At 64.1% G+C, this 23,261-nt stretch carries 19 protein-coding genes; all 19 read left to right on the forward strand.

Going from position 1 to position 23,261, the window contains the following annotated elements:
- Positions 1-144: 144 nt before the first annotated feature.
- The 19 genes from ACSZPK_RS24470 to ACSZPK_RS24560 all read left to right on the forward strand — a co-directional run bounded on the left by ACSZPK_RS24470 (position 145) and on the right by ACSZPK_RS24560 (position 23,220).
- The gene (locus ACSZPK_RS24470) at positions 145-1,812 is read left to right on the forward strand and encodes a glutamine--tRNA ligase/YqeY domain fusion protein (protein ID WP_437884211.1); all 1,668 of its coding nucleotides are present in this window, start codon (positions 145-147) and stop codon (positions 1,810-1,812) included.
- Positions 1,813-3,198: a cysteine--tRNA ligase gene (gene cysS, locus ACSZPK_RS24475; RefSeq protein WP_437884212.1), complete on the forward strand. Its 1,386-nt coding sequence runs from the start codon at positions 1,813-1,815 to the stop codon at positions 3,196-3,198.
- A gap of 275 nt (positions 3,199-3,473) precedes the next feature.
- On the forward strand, positions 3,474-3,905 hold the full coding sequence (gene flgB, locus ACSZPK_RS24480) for a flagellar basal body rod protein FlgB (protein WP_437884213.1): 432 nt from the start codon (positions 3,474-3,476) through the stop codon (positions 3,903-3,905).
- An 11-nt stretch (positions 3,906-3,916) separates the two neighbouring features.
- Positions 3,917-4,354, forward strand: coding sequence for a flagellar basal body rod protein FlgC (gene flgC / locus ACSZPK_RS24485; RefSeq protein ID WP_437884214.1), 438 nt, complete (start codon positions 3,917-3,919; stop codon positions 4,352-4,354).
- Between the two features lie 12 nt (positions 4,355-4,366).
- Complete coding sequence (locus tag ACSZPK_RS24490) at positions 4,367-5,059, forward strand: flagellar hook assembly protein FlgD (protein WP_437884215.1); 693 nt, start codon at positions 4,367-4,369, stop codon at positions 5,057-5,059.
- 27 nt (positions 5,060-5,086) lie between these two features.
- Positions 5,087-6,397, forward strand: a complete 1,311-nt coding sequence (gene flgE / locus ACSZPK_RS24495) for a flagellar hook protein FlgE (protein ID WP_437884216.1) — start codon at positions 5,087-5,089, stop codon at positions 6,395-6,397.
- A 191-nt stretch (positions 6,398-6,588) separates the two neighbouring features.
- Positions 6,589-7,332 (forward strand): flagellar basal body rod protein FlgF, encoded by a 744-nt coding sequence (locus ACSZPK_RS24500; RefSeq protein WP_437884217.1) that lies wholly within the window; start codon positions 6,589-6,591, stop codon positions 7,330-7,332.
- 42 nt (positions 7,333-7,374) lie between these two features.
- Positions 7,375-8,160, forward strand: a complete 786-nt coding sequence (flgG, locus tag ACSZPK_RS24505) for a flagellar basal-body rod protein FlgG (protein ID WP_437884218.1) — start codon at positions 7,375-7,377, stop codon at positions 8,158-8,160.
- 12 nt (positions 8,161-8,172) lie between these two features.
- Positions 8,173-8,868 carry a flagellar basal body L-ring protein FlgH gene (flgH, locus tag ACSZPK_RS24510; RefSeq protein WP_437884219.1) on the forward strand — a complete coding sequence of 232 codons (696 nt, stop codon included), beginning with the start codon at positions 8,173-8,175 and terminating at the stop codon, positions 8,866-8,868.
- A gap of 20 nt (positions 8,869-8,888) precedes the next feature.
- Positions 8,889-10,064 (forward strand): flagellar basal body P-ring protein FlgI, encoded by a 1,176-nt coding sequence (locus tag ACSZPK_RS24515; RefSeq protein ID WP_437884220.1) that lies wholly within the window; start codon positions 8,889-8,891, stop codon positions 10,062-10,064.
- Between the two features lie 16 nt (positions 10,065-10,080).
- A complete protein-coding gene (gene flgJ, locus ACSZPK_RS24520; protein WP_437884221.1) occupies positions 10,081-11,271 on the forward strand; it encodes a flagellar assembly peptidoglycan hydrolase FlgJ in 1,191 nt (396 codons plus the stop codon).
- 9 nt (positions 11,272-11,280) lie between these two features.
- The gene (flgK, locus tag ACSZPK_RS24525) at positions 11,281-13,272 is read left to right on the forward strand and encodes a flagellar hook-associated protein FlgK (RefSeq protein WP_437884222.1); all 1,992 of its coding nucleotides are present in this window, start codon (positions 11,281-11,283) and stop codon (positions 13,270-13,272) included.
- Between the two features lie 11 nt (positions 13,273-13,283).
- Positions 13,284-14,870, forward strand: a complete 1,587-nt coding sequence (locus ACSZPK_RS24530) for a flagellar hook-associated protein 3 (protein ID WP_437884223.1) — start codon at positions 13,284-13,286, stop codon at positions 14,868-14,870.
- A complete protein-coding gene (locus tag ACSZPK_RS24535) occupies positions 14,860-15,519 on the forward strand; it encodes a TIGR02466 family protein (RefSeq protein ID WP_437884224.1) in 660 nt (219 codons plus the stop codon). Before ACSZPK_RS24530 ends, ACSZPK_RS24535 begins: the two co-directional genes overlap by 11 nt.
- Before the next feature lie 157 nt (positions 15,520-15,676).
- Positions 15,677-16,795 (forward strand): DegT/DnrJ/EryC1/StrS family aminotransferase, encoded by a 1,119-nt coding sequence (locus ACSZPK_RS24540; protein ID WP_437884225.1) that lies wholly within the window; start codon positions 15,677-15,679, stop codon positions 16,793-16,795.
- Positions 16,795-17,934: a hypothetical protein gene (locus tag ACSZPK_RS24545; RefSeq protein ID WP_437884226.1), complete on the forward strand. Its 1,140-nt coding sequence runs from the start codon at positions 16,795-16,797 to the stop codon at positions 17,932-17,934. Before ACSZPK_RS24540 ends, ACSZPK_RS24545 begins: the two co-directional genes overlap by 1 nt.
- Positions 17,931-18,722, forward strand: coding sequence for a class I SAM-dependent methyltransferase (locus ACSZPK_RS24550; protein ID WP_437884227.1), 792 nt, complete (start codon positions 17,931-17,933; stop codon positions 18,720-18,722). Before ACSZPK_RS24545 ends, ACSZPK_RS24550 begins: the two co-directional genes overlap by 4 nt.
- Positions 18,723-18,725: 3 nt before the next feature.
- The gene (locus tag ACSZPK_RS24555) at positions 18,726-18,878 is read left to right on the forward strand and encodes a hypothetical protein (RefSeq protein WP_437884228.1); all 153 of its coding nucleotides are present in this window, start codon (positions 18,726-18,728) and stop codon (positions 18,876-18,878) included.
- A gap of 1 nt (position 18,879) precedes the next feature.
- Positions 18,880-23,220: a glycosyltransferase gene (locus ACSZPK_RS24560; RefSeq protein WP_437884229.1), complete on the forward strand. Its 4,341-nt coding sequence runs from the start codon at positions 18,880-18,882 to the stop codon at positions 23,218-23,220.
- The last annotated feature ends 41 nt before the right edge of the window (positions 23,221-23,261 follow it).

Consider the following 23,261-nt stretch of genomic DNA (forward strand, 5'->3'; position numbering starts at 1 on the left):
GATTGGTGCGGGGAGGAGGGCAGCAGGCACTCTCCATAACGGCAACCGCTTTGTGACTGTCAGGGGGTTGACGGGTCCGCTATCATACGGGCTTTGATTTGACCGGCCTACCCTGTGCCGCGATCCGCACTCGCTAAGGACACCATGAGCAAGCCCACCGTCGAAAAAGCCGCCAACTTCCTGCGTCCCATCGTTCAGGCCGACCTGGATGCCGGCACGCACGCCAAGATCATCACCCGCTTCCCGCCGGAGCCCAACGGTTACCTGCACATCGGCCATGCCAAGTCGATCTGCCTGAACTTCGGCCTGGCCCAGGAATACGGCGGCGAGTGCAACCTGCGTTTCGACGACACCAACCCGGCCAAGGAAGACCAGGAATACATCGACGCGATCAAGGCCGATGTCGAGTGGCTGGGCTTCTCCTGGGCCGGCAAGGAGCGCTACGCCTCCGATTACTTCGACCAGTTGCACGCCTGGGCCGTCGAGCTGATCAAGGCCGGCAAGGCCTATGTCGACGACCTGACCCCGGACGAAGCCCGTGAGTACCGTGGCACCCTGACTTCGCCCGGCAAGGACAGCCCGTTTCGCGAGCGCAGCGTCGCAGAGAACCTCGACCTGTTCGCCCGCATGAAGGCCGGCGAGTTCCCGGACGGCGCCCGTTCGCTGCGTGCCAAGATCGACATGGCCTCGCGCAACATGAACCTGCGTGACCCGATCCTCTATCGCATCCGCCACGCCCATCACCACCAGACCGGCGACAAGTGGTGCATCTACCCGAGCTACGACTTCACCCATGGCCAGTCCGATGCCATCGAAGGCGTCACGCATTCGATCTGCACCCTGGAGTTCGAGGATCACCGTCCGCTGTACGAGTGGTTCCTGGCCAACCTGCCGGTGCCGGCGCAGCCGCGCCAGTACGAGTTCGCCCGGCTCAACCTGAACTACACCATCACCAGCAAGCGCAAGCTCAAGCAACTGGTGGACGAGAACCACGTCAACGGTTGGGACGACCCGCGCATGTCGACCCTGTCCGGCTATCGCCGCCGTGGCTACACCCCGGCCTCGATCCGCACCTTCTGCGACATGATCGGCGTCAACCGTGCTGGCGGCCTGGTGGACATCGGCATGCTGGAGTTCGCCATCCGCGAAGACCTGGACGCCAATGCCTCGCGCGCCATGTGTGTGCTCAAGCCGCTCAAGGTGGTGATCACCAACTACCCGCAAGGCCAGGTCGAGAATCTGGAACTGGCGCGCCATCCCAAGCAGGACATCGGTACCCGCGTGCTACCGTTCTCCCGCGAGATCTACATCGACGCCGGTGACTTCGAGGAAACCCCACCGGACGGCTTCAAGCGCCTGGTTCCGGGCGGCGAAGCACGCCTGCGCGGCAGCTACGTGATCCGTGCCGACGAGGCGATCAAGGACGCTGCCGGCAACATCGTCGAACTGCACTGCTCCTACGACGAGAACACCCTGGGCAAGAACCCCGAGGGGCGCAAGGTCAAGGGCGTGATCCACTGGGTGCCGGCCGCCGAGAGCGTCGAGTGCGAAGTGCGCCTGTACGACCGCCTGTTCCGCTCGGCCAGCCCGGAGAAGGCCGAAGAGGGTGGCAGCTTCCTCGACAACATCAACCCCGAGTCGCTGGTGGTGCTCAAGGGCTGCCGCGCCGAGCCGTCGCTGGCCCAGGCCAGTGTCGATGATCGTTTCCAGTTCGAGCGTGAAGGCTACTTCTGCCTGGATGCCAAGGATTCCAAAGCCGATGCGCTGGTATTCAACCGCACCGTGACGCTGCGCGATTCCTGGGGGCAGTAAATGGCACTGAGCATTTACAACACCCTGAGCAAGGTCAAGGAACCGTTCAAGCCGCTGATCGATAACCAGGTGCGCATGTACGTCTGCGGCATGACCGTGTACGACTTCTGCCACATCGGCCATGCGCGGGTGATGGTGGCCTTCGACGTGGTTACCCGCTGGCTGCGTCATCGCGGCTATGACGTGACCTACGTGCGCAACATCACCGACATCGACGACAAGATCATCAAGCGTGCCAACGAGAACGGCGAACCGTTCGAGGCGCTGGTCGAGCGCATGATCGCGGCGATGCACGAAGACGAAGGCCGCCTGGCCGTACTGCGCCCGGACATCGAGCCGCGCGCCACCGGCCACATCGCCGGCATGCACACGATGATCCAGACCCTGATCGACAAGGGCTTCGCCTATGCGCCAGGCAACGGCGACGTGTACTACCGCGTCACCAAGTTCGAAACCTACGGCAAGCTGTCGCGACGCAAGATCGACGAGTTGAAGATCGGCGCGCGCATCGAGGTCGACGAAATCAAGGAAGACCCACTGGACTTCGTCCTGTGGAAAGCCGCCAAGCCGGGCGAACCGAGCTGGCAGTCGCCGTGGGGCGCCGGGCGTCCGGGCTGGCACATCGAGTGCTCGGTGATGTCCACCTGCTGCCTGGGCGAAACCTTCGATATCCATGGCGGCGGCCCGGACCTGGTGTTTCCGCACCACGAGAACGAGATCGCCCAGAGCGAAGCGGCCACCGGCAAGCAGTACGCCAATGCCTGGATGCACGCCGGCGCCGTGCGCGTGGACGGCGAGAAGATGTCCAAGAGCCTGGGCAACTTCTTTACCATTCGCGAGGTGCTGGAAAAGTACCATCCCGAGGTGGTGCGCTACCTGCTGGTGTCCAGCCACTACCGCAGCCCGATCAACTACTCGGAAGAAAGCCTCAAGGAAGCCAAAGGCGCCCTGGAGCGCTTCTACAACGGCCTGAAAGGCCTGCCCGAAGCGGCGCCGGCTGGCGGCGAGGCGTTCATCGAGCGTTTCACCGCGGCGATGGACGACGACTTCAACTCGCCGGAAGCCTGCGCGGTGCTGTTCGAAATGATCCGCGAGGTCAACCGCCTGCGCGAATCCGACCTGCAGGCGGCCGCTGGCCTGGCCGCCCAGCTCAAGATGCTGGCCGGCCTGCTCGGCGTGCTGCAGTTGGAGCCGGATGCTTTCCTCAAGGCGGGCGCCGAAGGCAAGGTCGATGCGGCCGAGGTCGAAGCCCTGATCGCCGCGCGCCTGCAAGCCCGCGCCGAGAAGAACTGGGCCGAGTCCGACCGTATCCGCGACCAGCTCACTGCCATGGGCGTGGTGCTGGAGGATGGCAAGGGCGGTACGACCTGGCGGTTGGCGGAGTAATCCAATCGGGAGCAGGGGGCCAGGCGTCTCCCTGCTCCTGCACTGCATCGCCTGGCGCGAGTCCGTCAGCGTCGCGCACAGGGCGCGAGGGTGGTGGTGCCAGATAAGTGGCAACCCGCTCTGTCACTCGGCGGTAAAAGCTTGCCGCTTGCCGTTTTTTTGGCGCTCTTGTTTCAGTCAAGCCTTTGAAATCAAAGGATAAATATTTGTGGCATGAGCTTTGCTAAAAGTCATGTGCGGCAACCATGGCCGCGTGACGGCAAAGGTTTCAGGTCATGAGTATCAGCTTCGCTAATGCACTCGGCATCCATGAACAGGCTCTGAGCTTCCGCACCCAGCGTGCCGAAGTGTTGGCGAACAACCTTGTCAATGCCGACACCCCCAACTTCAAGGCGCGCGATATCGACTTCGCCTCGGTGCTCGCCGAACAGAACCAGAAAGCCCAGGGCAGTACGACGGCCAATGCCGGCAGCTTCGCCATGGCCCATACCAATGACCGTCATATCGAGGTCAGTACGGGCAGCGCAGGCCTGGGCGAGGAAGGGCTGCTGTATCGCAACCCCTACCAGCCATCGCTCGACCAGAACAGCGTCGATGCCCAGGTCGAGCAGGCCAAGTACGCCGAGAACGCTGTGCAGTTCCAGGCCAGCTTTACCCTGCTCAATAGCAAATTCAAGGGATTGCTCGGTGCAATCCGGGGTGAATAAGGAGTCTCAGCATGTCTCTCGCCAGTATCTTCAACATCGCCGGTTCGGGTATGAGCGCACAGACCGTGCGTCTGAATACCGTGGCCAGCAACATCGCCAACGCCGAGTCGGTGTCTTCCAGCGTCGACCAGACCTACCGCGCCCGTCATCCGTTGTTTTCCACCCTCTACCAGGAGGGCACCAGCCAGGGATCGCTGTTCGAGGAGCAGGATGTCGCGGGGGCAGGGGTGCAGGTACTCGGTGTGGTCGAGGACCAGAGCGAGCTGGAGGCGCGCTATGAACCGAACCATCCGGCGGCCAACGCCGAGGGCTACGTGTATTACCCGAACGTCAACGTGGTCGAGGAGATGGCCGACATGATTTCCGCCAGCCGTTCGTTCCAGACCAACGCAGAAATCATGAACACCACCAAGCAGATGATGCAAAAAGCCCTGACACTCGGCCAGTGAGGAAAACCGTGAATGGCTACTACCAGTGATGTGCTGTCGAGCCTGAGTTCGACCACTAGCACGAGCACGACCAGCAGTTCCAGCTCCAGCAGCACGGGCACCAGCAGCCTGGGCAAGGATGAATTCCTGCAACTGCTGGTGACCCAATTGACCAACCAGAACCCGCTGGACCCGCAGGACAACACCGAGTTCGTGTCCCAGCTCGCCCAGTTCAGTTCGCTGGAGTCGCTGAGCAACCTCAACACCACGGCCGAGTCGCTGCTTTCCAGCTATCAGTCGTCGCAGGCGCTGCAGGCCTCGTCGCTGGTCGGCACCACGGTGTCGGTCGCGACCGACGAGACGCTGGTGGACACCTCGGCGGGAATCACCGGCAGCCTGGTGATGCCGTCCTCCGGCTCGGACGTGACCGTATCGGTCTACGACGAGGCCGGTTCCCTGGTCACCACCCTGGAGCTGGGTTCCCAGGCCAGTGGGACGGTGGCATTCGACTGGGATGGCACCGACTCCAGCGGCGCGACCGTGGATTCCGGCACCTACAGCTTTGTCGCCAGCGCCAGCATCGACGGGACCAGTACCGCGTTGACCACCTACCTGCCGGTGACAGTGAACAGCGTGACCCTCGGCACCGATGCCAGCGACATGACCCTCAACCTGGCCACCGGCGATAGCGTCCTGCTTGCCGATGTGCAAACGATCAGCAAATGAGCCGGCTTCCCGGCGAGGAGTAACCAGATGAGCTTCAATGTCGGCCTCAGCGGGCTACAGGCGGCGACCACCGATCTCGACGTCACCGGCAACAACATCGCCAACGTGGGCACTACCGGCTTCAAGTCGTCGCGGGCGGAGTTCGCCGATCTCTACGCCAACTCGATGAACCTCGGCTCGACCAGCAACTCGACCGGCAACGGCGTGCAGGTCGCCGCGGTGTCCCAGCAGTTCACCCAGGGCAATATCACCACCACCGGCGCGACCCTGGACCTGGCAATCAGCGGCAACGGCTTCTTCGTGCTGAGCGGCAACGGCTCGCAGGTGTATACCCGCGACGGTACCTTCAGCACCGATTCCGATGGCTACATCGTCAACAGCTCGGGCTATAACCTGCAGGGCTACGCGGTGGACGCCAACGGCAGCGTCGTTTCCGGGGTGCTGACTGACCTGCAGGTCGACACCTCCAGCCAGACGCCGAAGGCGACCACCGAGGTCGACCAGACCCTGAGTCTCAACTCGGCGGCCTCGGTGCCGACCACCACGCCGTTCGATTCCAGCGACTCGACCAGCTACAATTGGTCGACCTCCGCGACCATCTACGACAGCCAGGGCAACTCGCACACCCTGACCCAGTACTTCGCCAAGGACGCCAGCAACGAGTGGACCATGTACGTGCTGGTCGACGGCCGCAACCCGGCCGACCCGACCAGTACCGACCCGTACTCCGCGGAGATGACCTTCTCCAGTTCCGGGGCGCTGACCTCCACCACCAGCAGCGACTTCACCGTCAATGCCGATGGCTCCATCACCCTGAGCAACTGGGTGCCGGCGACCGTCACCGACAGCACCACCGACCCGGTGACCTACGGCAGCAACGGCGCGGCGGCAGCGGCGGCAGGCATCACGCTGGACCTGACCTCCACGACCCAGACGTCCACCAGCTTCGCGGTGACCAGTGTCAGCCAGGACGGTTATGCCACCGGCCAGCTGTCGGGGCTGACGATCGACAGCGAAGGGCAACTGTTCGCCACCTATACCAACGGCGAGTCCAAGCTCATCGGCCAGGTGGCGCTGGCCAACTTCGCCAACACCCAGGGGCTCACTGCCTTGGGCAACAATGCCTGGGCGCAGTCCTCTTCCTCGGGCGAGCCGGTCATCGGCGTGCCGGGTTCCGGCACCCTGGGCAGCCTGACCTCCGGTGCGCTGGAAGACTCCAACGTGGACCTGACCGCCGAGCTGGTGAACCTGATCGTGGCGCAACGCAACTACCAGGCCAACGCCAAGACCATCGAAACCGAGAACACCCTGGCCCAGACCATTATCCAGATGACTTGATGCCAGACGGCGCCATGCCGATGGCCATGGCGCCGCCCGAGGCGACGGGATTCTGCCTTCGACGCCGGCAAGATGTTCATGTGGCAAGCATAAGTCAATGAAATAAAACGATTTTATTTTTTGGCCCGATGTTTGCTTTAACTAATGAAAATGGCCGATGGCAGCAAATATCCGACGCGGGAGAGGTAACGATGGACAAGATGCTATATGTCTCCATGACCGGGGCGAGCCAGAACGCGGCTGCCATGCGGGCCCATGCCAATAACCTGGCGAACGTTTCCACCAGTGGTTTTCGCCGTGACCTGGAGCAATCCAGATCGATGCAGGTGTTCGGCGACAGTTTTCCGTCGCGGGTCTACGCGATGAGCGAACGCCCCGGTACGGATTTCACGCCGGGCCCCCTGGTGGAGACCGGGCGTGATCTGGACGTGGCGGTGCAGGGCAATGGTTGGATCGCCGTCCAGGCTCCCGATGGCAGTGAGGCCTACGAGCGCACCGCCAGCATGCAGGTCGATGCCCTCGGCATCCTGCGTACTGGCAACGGTACTCCGGTACTCGGCGATGGTGGGCCGGTTGCCGTGCCGCCGGCCTCGAAGATCGAGATCGGCGAGGACGGCACGCTGAGCATCCGTGCCGAAGGGCAGGCGGCTTCGGTGATCGCCGTGGTCGACCGGCTGCGTCTGGTCAACCCGGACCAGACTCAGATGGAGAAGGGCCTGGACGGCATGATCCACATGAAGGCAGGCCAGCCCGCGCCAGAGGCCGACGCCAGCGTGCGCGTGGTCTCCGGTTTCGTCGAGGGCAGCAATGTCAGTGCGGTCGAGGAGATGACCTCGATCCTCGCCCTGTCACGGCAGTTCGAGCTGCACATCAAGATGATGCGCACCGCCGAGGAAGATGCCTCGGCGATGGGCGACATTCTCAAATTCAACTGATTCAGCAACAGCGCCGCGCCGTGATGGCGCGAGGAGCAGCCGATGATTTCCGCACTGTGGGTTGCCAAGACCGGCCTTTCTGCCCAGGACCTCAACCTCACGACGATCGCCAACAACCTGGCGAACGTCTCCACCACGGGCTTCAAGCGCGACCGTGCCGAATTCCAGGACTTGCTCTATCAGGTCCGCCGCCAGCCCGGCGCGCAGAGCACTCAGGACAACGAGTTGCCTTCCGGCCTGCAATTGGGTACGGGCGTACGCATCGTCGGCACCCAGAAGGATTTCACCGAGGGCTCCCTGGAAACCACCGACCAACCCCTGGACATGGCGATCAACGGTGATGGTTTCTTCCAGATCACCATGCCCGACGGCACCATCTCCTACACCCGCGATGGCACCTTCCACCTCAACTCCGATGGCCAGATCGTGACCGCCAATGGCATGCCGCTGGAGCCGGCCATCGTGGTCCCGGACGATACCCAGACCTTCACCGTCGGCGAGGACGGCACCGTGTCGGTGACGACTACCGGCAGTTCCGCGGTGACCACCATCGGCAATATCGAAGTCGCCAAGTTCATCAACCCGGCCGGGCTCCAGCCGCTGGGCAACAACCTGTTCGCCGAGACCGCCGCCAGCGGCGCGCCCCAGACCGGAACGCCGGGGCTCAACGGGCTGGGCACGGTGCTGCAGAACACCCTGGAGACCTCCAACGTCAACACCGTCGAAGAGCTGGTGGACATGATCACCACCCAGCGTGCCTACGAAATGAACTCCAAGGTCATTTCCGCGGCCGACAGCATGCTTTCCTTCATTAACCAGAATCTGTAGCGGGTGACGGTCATGCGCACAATGATTTCTCTGACCCTTGCCGCCTGCGCCGCTGCTCTGGCTGGCTGCGTTGCGCCCGAGCCCAAGCAGGACGATGCCTACTACGCGCCAGTGCTGCCGCGCACCTCGCTGCCGGCCTCGGCGACCGGCGGGGCGATCTTCCAGAGCGGTTTCGAGCGCAACCTGTACGACGATCGCAAGGCATTCCGGGTCGGCGATGTGATCACCATCACCCTCGAAGAGGCCACCCAGGCGAGCAAGAGCGCCACTTCCGACATCAGCAAGGACAGCTCGGCGAGCATTGGCCTGACCTCGCTGTTCGGCGGTGGCGTGTCGACCACCAACCCGCTGACTGGCGGCAAGATGGGCCTGGATACCAGCTTTAGCGGCACACGCAGTAACCAGGGCGATGCCGCGGCGGCGCAAAGCAACAGCCTGAGCGGTTCGGTGACGGTGACCGTCGCCGAGGTGATGCCCAATGGCGTACTGGTGGTACGCGGCGAGAAATGGCTGACGCTCAACACCGGCAACGAAATGATCCGTATCGCCGGCCTGGTGCGCAGCGACGACATCGCCACCGACAACACGGTTTCCTCGACGCGCATCGCTGACGCACGGATCACCTACTCGGGCACCGGGGCGTTCGCCAACGCCAGCCAGCCTGGCTGGTTGAGCCGCTTCTTCAACAGTCCGCTGTTCCCGTTCTGAGAAAGACTGCCGAGATGCCCATGAACCTGCCCACCTCGTTCGCACACCGGCTGCCCGCTGCCGGGCACCGTGACCCTCGGCGGCGCGGCACAGGCGGCTGGCTGACGCTGCTCGTCCTCGCCTGCTTGCTGCTGAGCCCGCTGGTCCGTGCCGAGCGGCTCAAGGACATCGCCAGCATCCAGGGCGTGCGCGGCAACCAACTGATCGGCTATGGCCTGGTAGTGGGTCTCAACGGCACTGGCGACCAGACGACCCAGACGCCCTTCACCGTACAGACCTTCAAGAACATGCTCAGCCAGTTCGGCATCAAGGTGCCGTCGAACAGCAGCAACCTGCAGATGAAGAACGTCGCCGCGGTGTCCGTCCATGCCGAGCTGCCGCCGTTCGCCAAGCCGGGGCAGACCATCGACGTCACCATCTCGTCGATCGGCAACGCCAAGAGCCTGCGCGGTGGCAGCCTGTTGATGGTGCCGCTCAAGGGGATTGACGGCAACGTCTACGCGGTGGCCCAGGGCAATCTGGTGGTCGGTGGCTTCGATGCCAGTGGCGCGGATGGCTCGCGGATCACCGTCAATGTCCCGTCCGCCGGCCGGATTCCTTCCGGGGCCACCGTCGAGCGAGCGGTGCCGAGTGGTTTCGAGCAGGGTAACTATCTCACCCTGAACCTCAACCGTCCCGACTTCACCACGGCGAAGAACATCGTCGACCGGGTCAACGGCCTGCTCGGCCCAGGCGTCGCCAGCGCGCTGGACGGCGGTTCGGTGCGGGTCAGCGCGCCGCTCGATCCGAACCAGCGGGTCGACTACCTGTCGATCCTGGAAAACCTCGAGGTGGACACCGGCCAGGCGGTCGCCAAGGTGATCATCAATTCGCGCACCGGGACCATCGTCATCGGCCAGAACGTCAGGGTATCGCCCGCCGCGGTCACCCATGGCAGCCTGACCGTAACGATCAGCGAAGACCCGACGGTCAGCCAGCCCGGCCCGCTTTCCGGCGGACAGACCGCGGTGGTGCCGAATTCCTCGATAAAGGCCGAGCAAGAGGCCAGGCCGATGTTCAAGTTCGCCCCGGGAACCACCCTGGACGAGATCGTTCGGGCGGTCAACCAGGTCGGGGCGGCTCCCGGCGACTTGATGGCCATTCTCGAAGCCCTCAAGCAGGCCGGCGCTTTGCAGGCCGACTTGATCGTCATCTGACGACTAGGAGTAGCTCATGAATTCGCGATCCGCATCGTCACTGGACTCCGGGGTCTTCACTGATCTGAACCGGCTTGCCGCGATGAAGGGCAAGAACAGCGCCAGCAGCGAGAACGTCAAGAAGGTGGCGCAGGAGTTCGAGTCCCTGTTCGTCGGCGAAATGCTCAAGTCCATGCGCTCGGCGAGCAATGTGCTGGCCGATGAAAACAGCCCGTTCAACAGCCAGACGGTCCAGCAGTTTCAGGAAATGTACGACCAGCAGATGGCCGTCGGCATCTCCCGCAGCGGCAAGGGCATTGGCCTGGCCAAGGTGCTGGAGCGGCAACTGGGCAAGGGCCTCGGTACGACGGCGACCACGGAGGCATCTGCCGCCACCAGCGCCAGCACCAGCGACCCGGCGCGGACCTTGCGTGGGCGTTCGCTGTGGCCATCGAGCAGCGACTCCGTGGCCTCTTCCGGACGCGACGACAGCCAGGCTCTCAACCGCCGCCGCCTGGCCTTGCCAGGCTCGATTTCCCAGCGCCTGGCCGCCACTGCGGAGAACGGCAGCACCGCTGGCGGCACCAGCACAGATACGGGCGCGGGGACGAGCGACGGCCAGGCGTTCGCCAGCCTGCGCCGTGGCGCGACGGCGCAGCGCGGCAGCCAGCTCGCCGCGTCGAGCGCCAGCGACACCGCCAGCAGTGGCAGCAGCAGCCAGAACGGCTTCGCCAGCAAGGAGGAGTTCATCCAGACCATGCTGCCGATGGCCCAGAAGGCTGCCGAGCGGCTCGGCATCGACGCCCGCTATCTGGTCGCCCAGGCCGCCCTGGAAACCGGTTGGGGCAAGCACATGGTGCGCCAGTCGGACGGCTCCAGCGCCAACAACCTGTTTGGCATCAAGGCGCGCGGCTGGAGCGGCGACAGCGCCCAGGCCAACACCCGGGAGTTCGTCGACGGCCAGGCGGTGACCGAGAAGGCCAGTTTCCGCGCCTACGACAGCTATGCCGAGAGCTTCCACGACTATGTAGATTTCCTCCAAGACAACGGCCGCTACAGTGATGCGCTGGGGGCTCGTGGCGACTCCGAGCGCTTCATGCGCGAGTTGCAGGAGGCGGGCTACGCCACCGACCCGCGCTATGCGAACAAGGTCAACCAGATTGCCCGGCAGATACCCAGCGTCTACCAGACGGTCGCCGCCCTCGACGCCCCCCAGCAGAGGAGCTAAGGAAATTACATGAGCCTGATCTCCATCGGCCTGTCGGGCCTCACGGCCGCCCAGACGGCACTGAGCACCACCGGCAACAACATTTCCAACGTCAACACCGACGGCTATTCGCGGCAGACCGTATCGCAGGTCGCCTCGGCCTCGGTCTCCATCGGCGTGGCCTACGTCGGCACCGGAACCACGGTGGCCGACGTGCGGCGCATCTACAGCCAGTACCTGTCCAATCAGTTGAACAGCAGCACCGCGCTGGATGCCGAGGCACAGACCTACTACACCTCGATCAGCACCGTCGACTCGATCCTCGCCGACAGCACCACCGGTATCAGCTCGGCGCTGAGCAGCTTTTTCGACGCCTTGCAGACCGCCTCGGCGACCCCCACCGACAGCTCGGCGCGGGCCTTGCTGCTGACCAGCGCCAGCTCGCTGGCCGAGCGTTTCAACTCGATCTACAGCCAGTTGCAGGACCAGAACAGCTACGTCAACCAGCAACTCGCCGCCTCGGCCAACCAAGTCAACACGCTGGCCTCGCAGATCGCCTCGTACAACCAGGCGATCGTCGCCGCCACAGCCAGCGGCGCGACCCCCAATGACCTGCTTGATGCCCGTGAGGCGGCGGTCAAGGAACTGTCGTCGCTGGTCGGCGTCTCGGTGGTCGAGCAGGATGGCGCCTACAACGTCTACCTCGGTTCCGGCCAGCCGCTGGTGGTGGGCACCAGCGTGTCGACGCTGTCCGCCTCGGCCAGCGAGGAGGACCCGAGCCGCTACTCGCTGACCTTGACCCTGCCTGGTGGGACCAGCGTGGACGTCACCAACAGCGTCTCGGGCGGCTCGATCACCGGCCTGATTCGCTACCGTGACGAAGTGCTGGACACCAGCCTGAACGAACTGGGCCGCCTGGCCCTGGTGGTTTCCGACGCGATCGACAGCCAGCTGGCCCAGGGCCTCGACCTCGATGGCGAGTTCGGTTCGCTGCTGTTCGCCAATATCAACAGCGCGGATCTGATCAGCCAGCGCAGCATCGGCCAGGACGGCAACAGCGACAGCTCGGCCAACCTCGACGTGACCATCAGCGACAGCAGCGCGCTGAGCACCAGCGACTACGAAGTCACCTTCATCAGCGCCACCGAGTACAGCGTCAAGCGCCTGTCCGACAACACCGACATGGGCACCTACAGCCTCGACGACGACCCGCCAGCGGAAATCGACGGCTTCACCCTCAGCTTGGGCAGCGGCAGCGTGGCGGCCGGCGACAGTTTCACGGTGATGCCCACCCGCAACGCGGCCGGCACGATCTCGGTGGTGATGACCGACAGCGACGACATCGCCCTGGCCTCGCCACTGACCGTCAGCGCCAGCGATTCCAACTACGGCAGCGGTATTCTCGGCACGGTGACCCTGACCACCGAGCTGGACATCTACGACAGCACCGCCAGCAGCGACCTGGCCAGCAGCATCGAGAGCAGCCTGCCGGTCAAGCTGATCTTCGACGCGGCGGCCAGCGACGGCACCCAGGGCTACACGGTCTACGACTCCTCTGGCAACAGCATCGGTACCGGCAGCATCATTCCCGGACAGAGCAACACCCTGAGCATCAGTGTCGACGCCAGCAGCGACTTCACCTTCGAACTGACCCTCTCCGGCTCCCCGGCGAGCGGCGACAGCTTCACCGTGTCGTTCAACTCGGATGGCCAGTCCGATAACACCAACGCACTGGCCCTGCTGGCATTGCAGACGTCCGCCAGTGTGGGCTCCAGCAGCATGACCGACGCCTATGCTTCTCTGGTCGAGACGGTCGGCGCGATGACCAGCCAGGCCGAACTGGACGCCACGGCGACCGCCACCATCCTCAGCATCGCCGAGGAGAACTACTCGTCCATGTCCGGCGTCAACCTCGATGAAGAGGCCGCAGACCTGATTATGTTCCAGCAGTACTATACGGCCTCGGCGAAGGTCATCGAGATCGCCCAGACCATCTTCAACACCCTTATCCAATCCTTCTGAGGACGGCCAGCATGCGCATTTCCACCGCCCAGATGTATTCGTCGAGCGTCTCCAGCTACACCAACGGCTACGCCGACATCGTCAAGACCCAGGAGCAGATCTCCAGCGGTGTGCGCATCCAGACCCCGGCCGACGATCCGGTCGGCGCGGCGCGCCTGTTGCAGTTGGAGCAGCAGCAGACCCGTCTGGACCAGTACAGCGCGAACATGACCACCGCCACCAACGCGCTGAGCAACGAGGAGTCGACCCTCAGCACCATCACCAACGTCCTGCAACGTGCCCGCGAGCTGGCCGTGCAGGCCGGTGACGGTTCGCTGACCGACGAGGATCGCAGCGCCATTGCCGACGAACTTGAAGAGATCGAGTCGCAACTGCTGTCGCTGATGAACAGCCAGGACGCCGACGGCAACTATATCTTCGGCGGCAGCAAGAGCGGCACCCAGCCGTTCATCAAGAACCCCGACGGCAGCTACAGCTACCAGGGCGACCAGAGTAGCCTCTCGGTGCAGGTCTCCGACACCCTCAACCTGGTGATGAGCGACAGCGGCTGGAGCGTCTTCGAGAGCGCCACCAACGCCGACCGCACCGAGTCGAGCCTGACCACCGAACCCAACGCCGACGGCACCCAGCGGGTGTTCCTCTCGCAAGGCACGGTGACCAGCGACAAGAGCTACAACGCGAGCTTCCGCGACGGCTCGCCGTACACCCTGAACGTGGTCAGCAGCAGCCAGTTCCAGATCCTCGACAAGGACGGTAACGACGTCACCAGTGAAGTCACTGGCAACGGCAGCTACGAGACCAGCGAGGACGGCGTGACCATCTCCTTCCGCGGCGTTGAGTTGACCCTCGACGTCTCGTTGCAATCGAGCGACGACAGCAGCGACCTCGACAGCCTGGTCTCCGGCTACAGCTTCAGCTTCGGCGTCAAGCCGGACACCTTCAGCGTCACCCGCACCGCCAGCAACAGCTCCACGGCACAGATCACCGGCGCCACGGTCAGCGACGAGACGGCCTACGCCACCACCTTCCCGGACAGCGGGGTGCTGGTCAAATTCACCAGTGCCACCGACTACGAGGTCTACGCGCTGCCCACCAGTTCCGGTAGCACGCCGATGGCCAGCGGCACCCTGAGCGGCAGCTACCCGGATACCATCAGCGTCGCCGGCGTCGACCTGACCATCAGCTCGGCCGCTGCCGCTGGCGATACCTTCAGCGTCGACGCCAGCAGCAACGAGACGCAGAACATCCTGCAGACCATCGCCAACCTGCGCACCGCGCTGCAGACCTCCACCGAGGACGACCCGCAGGCGCAACTGACGGTCCGCGACGCGGTGGCTTCGGCGTTGACCAACATCGACAACGGCATGCTGCAAGTCGACAAGGCGGTGTCCAGCATCGGCGCGCGGCAGAACATAATCGATACCCTGGGTGTCGAGAACGAGAGCCTGGGCCTGGTCAACAGCACCACGCAATCCTCGATCCGCGACACCGACATGGCCGCCGCGGCCTCCGAACTGCTGCTCCAGCAGACCATGCTGGAAGCGGCCCAGGCAGCCTTCGTCAAGGTCTCGCAACTGAGCCTGTTCAATGAAATCTGAGGTGGCGCTCGATGCAGCGGCGATCGAGATCAAGCGCCTGTTCGTCACCCCGGTGGCGCAACTCGCCCACCCCCAGGCCGAGGCGCTCAACGCCGCCCTGCGCGAGGTGATCCTGGCGCGCCGCGACGCCCAGCCGGGGGTGAGCCACAGCAACGAAGGCGGCTGGCAGTCCAGCCACGACTTCGTCGACTGGGCCGGCGAGCCCGGTCGCTGCCTGGCGGATTTCGCCAACGCTTTCGCCAGCCAGTTGACCGCCGTCTACGCGCCGCCGCACGGCCTGATCGAACCCGCTTTCACCTGGCGCTACAACGCCTGGGCCAACGTCAACGAGGCTGGCCAGAGCAATGCCCTGCACGGCCATCCGGGGGCATTCTGGTCGGGGGTCTACTGGGTCGACGATGGCCGCGCGCAGGAGGGCGAGGAGGTCGGCGGCGAACTGGAGTTCATCGACCCGCGCGGCCTGGTGCCGTCGGTCTACAATCCTGACTTGCGCATGCGCATCGAAGGCTGCGTGGCCGCCGGCTGCTCGACCACCCTGGCGCCGCGTAGCGGCACCTTCACCATGTTCCCCTCCTGGCTGATGCACGCGGTGCGCCGCTACCGTGGCAGCCGGCCACGGATCTCGGTGGCCTTCAACTTCGGCCTGTAGGTTCTGGAGCGAATCTTGCTTTCCTCACTCGGCAAGCGCTGCAAGAACAAGAAATTGACAGGGTAATCGCATGAAAGGCGCAGGAACGAATGGGCGCGCCGCTTGGCGTGGCGGTGCGCAACAGTGAAACCTTTCTGACGGCGAGCCAAGGCTGAGTATGAAGAACATAAAACTGCTGGTGCCGGAACTCCCGAAGGTCGAGCAGATTCTGCCGTATTGGCGGCAGATCGACGATAACCGTTGGTACACCAACTTTGGCCCGCTGGTAGCCGAACTGGAGGGGCGCCTGTCGCGTGCCTTTAGTCGCGAACCCGCACAGGTGCACGTCGTGACGATGGCCAACGGTACTTCTGCCCTGCAGATAGCCCTGGAAGGCCTGAAGCTGCGCAAGGGCGGCCAGGTATTGGTGCCTGCGCTGACCTTCGTTGCCACGGCGACGGCGATTATTCGGGCGGGGTTGGTGCCGCTGATTGCCGACGTGGACCCGGGCAACTGGTTGCTGACCCCGGAAATCGCCCGGGCCTGTCTGGCCGATGCGCCGTTCGATGCCGTGATGCCGGTGGCCACCTATGGCTGCCCGCAGGATGTGGCGGCCTGGGATCTGTTCACCGCGGAAACCGGCATCCCGGTGGTGGTCGATGCCGCAGGCGCCTGGGGTAATCAGCAGGTGGGGTTGACCACCAAGGTCGCATTCAGCCTGCACGCCACGAAGTCCCTTGGCGGCGGCGAGGGTGGGCTGATCGCCTCGCGTCACCATGCCTACAGCGAAAGCGTACGTTCTTTGAGCAATTTCGGCATCGATGCGCACAGCGGCGGGCTGGTGTTCGAGCCTGGCGAAAATGGGAAAATGAGCGAATACCATGCGGCGGTCGCCCTCGCGGCGCTGGATGGCTGGCCGGCGATCGCCGAGGCGCGCCGTCTCTTGCACCGGCGTTACGTCGCGACGCTGGCGGAGCGTCTGCCAGGGCTGGCATTCCAGAGTAAACCGGCCGATGGCGTGTACAGCCTTCTGCCGGTACTGATGCCGGAAGGAATCTGCGCACGCGCGGTGCAGTTGCAACTGTTGGGACAGAGCATCGAGAGTCGTCGCTGGTACTGTCCGCCGCTGCATGGCCACCCGGCGTTCCAGGCCTATGCTCGCGGTGCCTTGCCTGTTGTCGACCAGCTTGCCGAGCGCCTGCTGGGCCTGCCGTTCCACCTGGGGCTGGGTGATGAGGATATCGAGCGGGTGATTTCCGCGCTGGAGCCGCTCCTGAACATCAGCGGGAACGCCTGATGGCGGATGCCGGCGCGCCTCTGGTGGTGATCTTCGGCGGAGCCAACGAGCGTGCCGTGGTTGCCTTCTGCCGTTCGTTGCTGCGCGACGGCGTGTCCTTTCGCCTAGTCGCCCGTAGCGTCCGAGACCCCTTGTACAAGACCCGCTATCGGCGCTGGATCTTCGCGCGGCGGGACAAGGAACTGCTGGATGCGGACGAATTCCGCCAGATACTGTTGCGAATCCAGGCGGCTTTCCCGGCGCGGCGTCTGTTCATCGCACCCAGTGCCGAGTCCATCAATCGCCTTCTGCTGGGAATGGCCGACTGGCTGCGGCAGCACGGTATCCACGGGATCGCCGTCCCCGAGCGCACCTATCTGCATTTTTCCGAGAAGGAGCAGTGCCTGGCAGCGGCACAACGCGCCGGACTGACGATCCCGCAGGAGTACCCCGCCTATGAGGCGCGCTATCTGCCCTTCGTGCTGAAACCGCGTTCTGAGTTCTCTGCCGAAGGTGAGCGGCTGTATCCGTTGCTCGTGTGTTCGCCCGCGGAGTTCCAGCAGCATGCCGCGCGTTATTCGCCGGCACTCCATATGCTGCAGCGCTACATCGATGGGCAGAGTTTCTACTACCTTTATTTTCGCAACAGCGGCGGGATCGCCGCTCTGTATCAGCGCAACCTGGCGCAGCAGGCCGCTGGCAAGTCCATTGTCGCCGCCGAACTGGTCGAGTGTCCCGACTCGGACACGGATCGACGTCTGCGCGCAATGCTGGAGGAAACGGACTACTGTGGGTTCATCATGTTCGAAGTGATGCGCAGTGCCGGACGGGACTACCTGATCGAGGCCAATCCCAGGTTATGGGGTCCCATGCAACTGGCCCTGGAGAACGGTTTCGCCGCGCGTTGGCTGGTGCTCGGCGATGGCTGCCCGCCAGAGCCTTCCAAGGCCGTTCTGAGTCTGGGTATCTGGCGCCGTAGTCGCTATTTCTGGCTGGGTGGCTTCGTTGGCCAGCGTCGTGGCGAGATGCGTTTCTTCGACGAGCCGTGCCGTGTATTGCGGCGTTTTCTCTGGCGTCTTCCGTGTTGCGATGTCTGGTTCGCGGGCGACAGCTTCAGATTGTTTCTTTCCGAACTCAGGAAACCGGATCCGCAGAGATGACAAAAGAAGAACTGCTCGAACTCTACATGCATTCAGGCAAGCATGCCTGTTATCAGCCGCTGCCGGCTTTCGTGGTGGAATCCCTGGGGGTCGATGTACCGGTGAATCCTCGCTGGCGAGCCGATCACGGACGCCTCGACTATCTGCGGGCGCACTTCGATTTCAGTCGGCAGAAAGTACTGGATGTCGGCGCGAATACGGGACTTTTCGCCGCTACATTGGCTCACGAGTATCCGGATAGCCATTGCGTCGCCTGGGAAATCGATGCCAGCAGTGCCGCCTTCATTCGCGCGCTGGCCGTCGAATTCGCCCTGAGTAACCTGGAGGTGGTTGAGACCGCCCTGGATTACCGGGTCGCCCAGGATATGCCCACGCGCTTCGATACCCTGTTGCTGTTCAACGTGCTGCACCATGCCGGTGTCGATTTCGATGTGTCCGTGGTAGCGGATCGGCAGGCACTGCTGGATTACATCCAGCGTTTTCTGGCCGCGCTACGTCCCAGTGCGGGGTGCCTGCTCTACCAGATGGGCTTCAACTGGGGCGGCGATATCCACCAGCCCGTGGCGGGACGCAATGCCTTGCTGGAGAAGCTAGATTACGTCGAGACGGCCCTGCGTGGCACTGGTTGGCGCGTGGAGCATGTCGGGCTGGTTCTGGACCCCGATTCCCGCCGCATCGAGGTGTTCGATTGGCAAGCGGCTCGGGAACAGGCGCCGGTCTGCGATCGCCTTGGCCGTGACGGTCTGCTGAGCGAGTTCTACCTTCGTCCCCTGTTCAAGCTGGTGTAGGCCATGGTGTTCGTCCAATTGCTCGCTCGACGTCCGCATGATGACGCGTTGCTGCGAGCGCTTTCGACGCTGCTGCTGCGCTTCTCGCCGGAGAGCATCGACAGCCCTGTCGCGCCTAATGCCTACCTCATCGAAATCGACAAGCGAGGATCCTGAATTGAGCCGCCAACCCCTGGTCAGCATCGCTATCCCGGCTTATAGCCCGCGTTTCTTCGAAGCCGCGTTGCAGAGTGCTCTCGCTCAGGATTATCCGAACCTGGAAATCGTGGTCAGCGATGACTGCCGCGATGACGGCATACGCCTGATCGTCGAGCGGCTGGCCACAGGTAGCCGTGTGCCCATCCGCTATGTGCACAACCCTCGGCAACTGGGCGGCCTGCACAACCTCAGTCGTTGCCTGGAAGAGTCCTCCGGCGAGTTGATCAAGTTCCTCAACGACGACGATCTGCTGGCGCCTCACTGCGTAGCGCGCATGGCTGCCGTTCTGCAGGCCGAGCCGGACATAGCGCTGGTGACCTCCCGGCGGCAGGTGATCGATGCGGCCGGCGAACGGCAGCCGGACATTCTCGAAACCAGCCAGATATTCGGCGAGGATGTGCGCTTGTCCGGGGCGGACGTCATCGCTCTGCTGGCCGACTGGCCCGTGAACTTCATTGGCGAGCCCAGTACCGTGATGTTCCGGCGCTCCCAGCTGATCGACAAGGCTCCCGACCTGTGTGCCCTCAATGGTGTGGTGATCCGTGCGATCAACGACCTTGCGCTATACGTGAACCTGCTCCGGCATGGCGACCTGGTCTATCTGCATGAGGCGCTGTCGTCCTTCCGTCGTCATGCTGCCCAGCGTCAGAACCAGGCGGACATGGCCGAACTCTTCCAGCAGGGGCGCGCGAACTTCGTCGCCCAAGTGCATGCGCTGGGCCTCTACCGTTCGGGGCTCGGGGGAAGTGTCCGGCGGCGGCCGCTGACCAGCGGGGCAGAGCCGATTGCGTTCGGTCTGCATCCGCTGTTGCGCGACAACCAGCGCCGGATCGCCGAAGCGGCCTCTGGCCAGGGTGGAGGGGAGGGCGAGAGCCTGAGTGAGGGAAATGTGCTGTTCGAGCGTTTTCCCCGTTTCAAGGATGGACAACCGCCGCTTGGCGTCGTGCTGCATGCCTTCTATCCCGACGTGCTGGAGACGATTCTGGAGCGCCTAGAGCGGTTTGAAGAGCCGCTGCATCTCTATGTGACCTGTACAGGCAACGAGGAGGAGGCCGTCCGCGGACATCTTGAAGACAGCGGGCTGGATTTCTCCCTGTTTCGCGTCGACAACCGGGGGCGCGACATCCTGCCGTTCCTGCGCGTGCTGCCGTACCTGCGGCGCGATGGCATTCGCTTTGTCCTGAAGCTCCACACCAAGAAGTCGTTGCACCTGGACAGCGCCGGGCAGGCGTGGGCACAGGAGCTCTACGATACGCTGCTGGAGCCAGTCTTCTTCCAGGGTACGCTGCGGCGTTTCGTCGAGGACGACAACCTGCAGATGGTCGGCCCGGAGCGCTACCGTCTGCCGATCGCCCAGTACCTGAAGGGCAACAACCACCAGTACCTGCAGGACCTCGCCCAGCGCTCCGGGCTTGCCGAAGACTACGTGCTGGGCGGCGAGTTTTTCGCCGGCAGCATGTTCTACGCGCGCCTGCAAGGGCTGGAGCCGCTGCTCAAGCTCGGTTTGCGCAGCGAAGACTTCGAGGTGGAGCAGGGCCAGGTCGAAGGCACCCTGGCGCATGCGATGGAGCGATTCTTCCTGGTCTTCGCCCAGGGCCAGCGTCCGTTGGATCGCGCCACCCTCTACCGTCACTGGCTGACCACTCGTACCTTGGGCCAGGCGCAACGCGATGGCTTGTCAGCCAGGCTCGCCGCCTGGCCCGACCAGCCGAGCATCCTGGTGGTGCTGGACGATGCCCATGCCGGCGAGGGGCTAGTGGCACGCAGCCTGGCCAGCCTGCACGCACAGTTATATGCGGCGGGCGCGGTGCTGGTGCTCTCGGATCGCGAGCCGCAGGGCATCGAGCCGGCCGACAACCTGCTCTGGCTGCCGCGTGGCGGCGACTGGCTCGGGCAGCTCAACGAACTGTTGCCGCAGATCGGCGTGGACTGGTTCTACCTGCTGCGCGCCGGCGACGTCCTCGACCCGCACGCTCTGCTGCTGCTCGCCGAGCGCATCGCTCTGCGTCCCGGCATGCTCTGCTGCTATAGCGACGAAGACCGCTGGCATGCCGGCAATGGCGACGAGCCGGTGTTCAAGCCGGATTTCAACCTCGACATGCTGCGCAGCTACCCCTATGTCGGCCGGGCTCTGGCCTTCCAGCGCCAGGCTTTTTTGGACGCCGGCGGCTTTACCACCGGTTTCGCCGAACTGGCCCCGCACGATCTGCTGCTGCGCCTGGTCGAAAGCCGCGGGCTGCCCTGCGTCGGCCATCTTGCTGAAGTGCTGGTGCACCAGCACGAACACCTAGGCCAATGGCTGCTGGAGAGCGGTGTGGTGTCCCGCGTGGCGCCGCTGGTCGCCGCCCACCTGCAGCGCCTTGGCGTACCGCATCGGATCGAAGCGGGGCCGCTGCGGATGATCAACCGGGTGATCTACCGCTTCGCCGAGCAACCGTTGGTCTCCATCCTGATCCCCACCAAGGACCAGTTACCAATGTTGCGCCGTTGCGTGGAAAGCCTGCTGGAGAAGACCCGCTACCGCAACTACGAGGTGCTGATCATCGACAACGCCAGCGAGCAGGAACAGACGCTCGATTGGCTGAACACTATCGAGCGCATGGCCAGCGAGCAACTGCGGGTGCTGCGCTACCCGCAGCCGTTCAACTTCTCGGCGATCAACAACTTCGCCGCCAGCCAGGCGCGCGGGGAATACCTGGTGTTGCTCAACAACGACACCGCGGTGGTCGATGGTGGCTGGCTGGACGCGCTGCTCAACCACGCCCGGCGCCCGGAGGTGGGCATCGTCGGCGCCAAGCTGCACTACCCGGACGGGCGCATCCAGCATGGCGGCGTGGTACTCGGCCTGCGCGGGGTTGCCGACCATCCTTATATTGGCGAGGCGATGGCCTCCAAGGGCTACATGCAGCGCCTGCAGATCGACCAGAACTACAGTGCGGTGACCGCCGCCTGCCTGATGATCCGCAAATCGGTCTATGCCGAGGTCGGTGGCATGGATGAGGAGGCCTTCAAGGTCTCCTACAACGACGTCGACCTGTGCCTGAAGGTCGGCGCGGCTGGCTACCTGACGGTGTGGACGCCCTACGCGGCGCTGGTGCACGAGGCCAACGTCAGCCAGAACACGGTGGACAAGACCGCGCTGGAGGCCAAGGTCGAGCGCTTTCGCGGCGAACAGGCGGCGATGTACCGCAAATGGCTGACGAAGCTGGCGCACGATCCTGCCTACAACAAGAACCTCAGCCTGGACGGCATCGGCTTCGCTCTCGACCATCGCGCCGAGGCTGGCTGGCAACCCTTCGCCGAGCGCCAGCGACCCTTCGTGCTGGGGCACGCGGCGGACCCCTACGGCTGTGGCAACTACCGGGTGATGAAACCCTTCGCCGCGCTGAGTGACGCCGGGTTGATCGACGGCGCATTGAGCGAGCGGCTGTTCTCGGTGGTCGAAATGGAGCGCATCGCCCCGGACAGCGTGGTGTTCCAGCGCCAGCTGTTCCCCCTGCAGTACGAAGCCCTGTGCAATACCAAGGCATACTCGCAAGCCTTCAAGGTCTACGAACTGGACGACTACCTGGTCGACCTGCCGAGCAAGAGCATGCACCGTGGGCACATGCCCAAGGACGTCGGCGAACTGCTGCGCCGGGCGGTGGCCCAGTGTGACCGTTTCGTGGTGTCCACCGCGCCGCTGGCCGAAGCCTTCAAGGATCTGCATACGGATATCCGTGTGGTGGAAAACCGCCTGCCGCTCGACTGGTGGGGCGAGGTTGGCGGCCTCGCGCAACGCCGGGTCGGGCGCAAGCCTCGGGTTGGCTGGGCCGGCGGTGCCAGCCACAGCGGCGACCTGGAACTGATCGTCGAGGTGGTGCGCGAACTGGCCACCGAGGTGGAGTGGGTGTTCTTCGGCATGTGTCCGGAGGCGTTGCGTCCCTACGTCCACGAAGTGCATGCCGGGGTGCCCATCGACCAGTATCCGGCCAGGCTGGCTGGCCTGAACCTGGATCTGGCCCTGGCGCCGCTGGAGGAAAACCTGTTCAACGAATGCAAGAGCAACCTGCGTCTGCTGGAGTACGGCATCTGCGGTTTCCCAGTGGTCTGCACGGACATCCTCTGCTATCGCGGCGAACTGCCGGCCACCCGGGTGAAGAACCACCCAAGCGCCTGGCTGGAGGCGATCCGCATGCACCTCGCCGACCTCGACGCCTGCGCCCGCGCTGGAGATGCCCTGCGCGCGGCGGTGCTTCGCGACTGGATGCTAGAGGGTGAGCACCTGCAAGCCTGGCAGCGTGCCTGGCTGGCGGATTGAATGGTCGGATCGCTTCGACGGGATCGGTCGGGCGGTGTACC

Source organism: Pseudomonas sp. LRF_L74 (assembly GCF_965644255.1).
In the GTDB taxonomy this organism is placed as follows: Bacteria; Pseudomonadota; Gammaproteobacteria; order Pseudomonadales; family Pseudomonadaceae; genus Aquipseudomonas.

What these genes read in the sequence shown, in the direction of transcription:
- ACSZPK_RS24470 (WP_437884211.1), top strand. Translation starts at nt 145, where the DNA reads ATGAGCAAGCCCACCGTCGAAAAAGCCGCCAACTTCCTGCGTCCCATC.
- flgB (WP_437884213.1), top strand. Translation starts at nt 3,474, where the DNA reads ATGAGTATCAGCTTCGCTAATGCACTCGGCATCCATGAACAGGCTCTG.
- flgE (WP_437884216.1), top strand. Translation starts at nt 5,087, where the DNA reads ATGAGCTTCAATGTCGGCCTCAGCGGGCTACAGGCGGCGACCACCGAT.
- ACSZPK_RS24540 (WP_437884225.1), top strand. Translation starts at nt 15,677, where the DNA reads ATGAAGAACATAAAACTGCTGGTGCCGGAACTCCCGAAGGTCGAGCAG.
- ACSZPK_RS24535 (WP_437884224.1), top strand. Translation starts at nt 14,860, where the DNA reads ATGAAATCTGAGGTGGCGCTCGATGCAGCGGCGATCGAGATCAAGCGC.
- ACSZPK_RS24550 (WP_437884227.1), top strand. Translation starts at nt 17,931, where the DNA reads ATGACAAAAGAAGAACTGCTCGAACTCTACATGCATTCAGGCAAGCAT.
- ACSZPK_RS24545 (WP_437884226.1), top strand. Translation starts at nt 16,795, where the DNA reads ATGGCGGATGCCGGCGCGCCTCTGGTGGTGATCTTCGGCGGAGCCAAC.
- flgG (WP_437884218.1), top strand. Translation starts at nt 7,375, where the DNA reads ATGATTTCCGCACTGTGGGTTGCCAAGACCGGCCTTTCTGCCCAGGAC.
- ACSZPK_RS24555 (WP_437884228.1), top strand. Translation starts at nt 18,726, where the DNA reads ATGGTGTTCGTCCAATTGCTCGCTCGACGTCCGCATGATGACGCGTTG.
- ACSZPK_RS24530 (WP_437884223.1), top strand. Translation starts at nt 13,284, where the DNA reads ATGCGCATTTCCACCGCCCAGATGTATTCGTCGAGCGTCTCCAGCTAC.
- flgC (WP_437884214.1), top strand. Translation starts at nt 3,917, where the DNA reads ATGTCTCTCGCCAGTATCTTCAACATCGCCGGTTCGGGTATGAGCGCA.
- flgK (WP_437884222.1), top strand. Translation starts at nt 11,281, where the DNA reads ATGAGCCTGATCTCCATCGGCCTGTCGGGCCTCACGGCCGCCCAGACG.
- flgH (WP_437884219.1), top strand. Translation starts at nt 8,173, where the DNA reads ATGCGCACAATGATTTCTCTGACCCTTGCCGCCTGCGCCGCTGCTCTG.
- cysS (WP_437884212.1), top strand. Translation starts at nt 1,813, where the DNA reads ATGGCACTGAGCATTTACAACACCCTGAGCAAGGTCAAGGAACCGTTC.
- ACSZPK_RS24490 (WP_437884215.1), top strand. Translation starts at nt 4,367, where the DNA reads ATGGCTACTACCAGTGATGTGCTGTCGAGCCTGAGTTCGACCACTAGC.
- flgJ (WP_437884221.1), top strand. Translation starts at nt 10,081, where the DNA reads ATGAATTCGCGATCCGCATCGTCACTGGACTCCGGGGTCTTCACTGAT.
- ACSZPK_RS24500 (WP_437884217.1), top strand. Translation starts at nt 6,589, where the DNA reads ATGGACAAGATGCTATATGTCTCCATGACCGGGGCGAGCCAGAACGCG.
- ACSZPK_RS24515 (WP_437884220.1), top strand. Translation starts at nt 8,889, where the DNA reads ATGAACCTGCCCACCTCGTTCGCACACCGGCTGCCCGCTGCCGGGCAC.